Annotated in this window: 1 protein-coding gene; it reads right to left on the bottom strand. The window is 40.0% G+C overall.

Going from position 1 to position 1067, the window contains the following annotated elements; all coding sequences use genetic code 11:
* Positions 1 to 416 precede the first annotated feature (416 nt).
* Positions 417 to 1067, bottom strand: a 651-nt coding sequence (locus tag M2444_RS33445) for a hypothetical protein (RefSeq protein WP_280789146.1), incomplete at its 5' end; no start/stop codon positions are given.

The following is a 1067-nucleotide window of genomic DNA, read 5'->3' as shown; positions in this document are numbered from 1 at the left end:
CATTTTGAAACATCTGACGAGAAAATTAATTCTCTAATTTTGGATTTCACTTTCGTGATTTCCTACTCACTCGTTGTTCAGTTTTCAAAGATCAAGTTCTCGTTGGCGCCGTTTAATGTCTCAGCAGCAACTTTTATAATATATCATGTTATCCGATGAATTGCAACACTTTTTTTCAAAGTCTTTTGTAATTTCATTCGGATTAACATTCACCAACCGAAAGTTTATATCTCCTCTTTACGACTGGATTTATAATGTAACATATAACCCACTCTAAAAACAACCCCTAATTTCAAAAAAATAAGTACTTCTTCTTCACTCCTACATCTCGTTCACACCTTATCATAAAAAACGTGTAGATTCTAATAATCAGAACCTACACGTTAAATAGAAATTGGATGTTAGTTTAGACTGTATTAATTAGAAATCCACGGATTTCTGCGTTTCTTTGAGCTCTCTGTACGACCACCAGCATTGGAACGTTGAGACTTCACAACTGTTTTGTTTTTCTTACTGCTGTTTTGACTCGAGGTCTTTGCTTTTGATGCCGTTTCCTTCGTTGCAATTCCCTTGCTCTTGAGAGAAGCGCCAGAAGTGGATTCCTCACTCACTGTTCTAGCAACTTCGGGAACGTCCTGTACAAACGTTTCAGGATCTTGGATTTCCGGAACCCGATTATGCTGCGAATAATTACCAATACCTGGATACTGTGGATTAGACGGAATACTCGACATTATCGGCCCGCCAAAAGCTCCAAGTGGAGATGCTGGAACTATTCCCTGATTAGGTGTTCCTGCTCCATAAGCAGAGAATGCATTTGGGTTTCCATATGCAGGATAGGTATTATATACGGGCATTTCATATGAATAGGGTTGAACATGCATCCCTCCACACCCACAATTAGTTGGCCAAGGAAGGTTCGATGACATCCCATACATCGGGTTCATTCCTGAAACATTAGCCTCCATATGGTTAGGTGCAGCGTTCGGATTCCATTGTTCTGGACTCATCATATTAGGTGCAGCGTTCGGATTCCATTGTTCTGGACTCATCATATTAGGTGCAGC

This window comes from Paenibacillus sp. PastF-3, from assembly GCF_029893135.1.
In the GTDB taxonomy this organism is placed as follows: Bacteria; Bacillota; Bacilli; order Paenibacillales; family Paenibacillaceae; genus Paenibacillus_AQ; species Paenibacillus_AQ nitricinens.
This window is presented reverse-complemented; position numbering and strand designations above follow the sequence as displayed.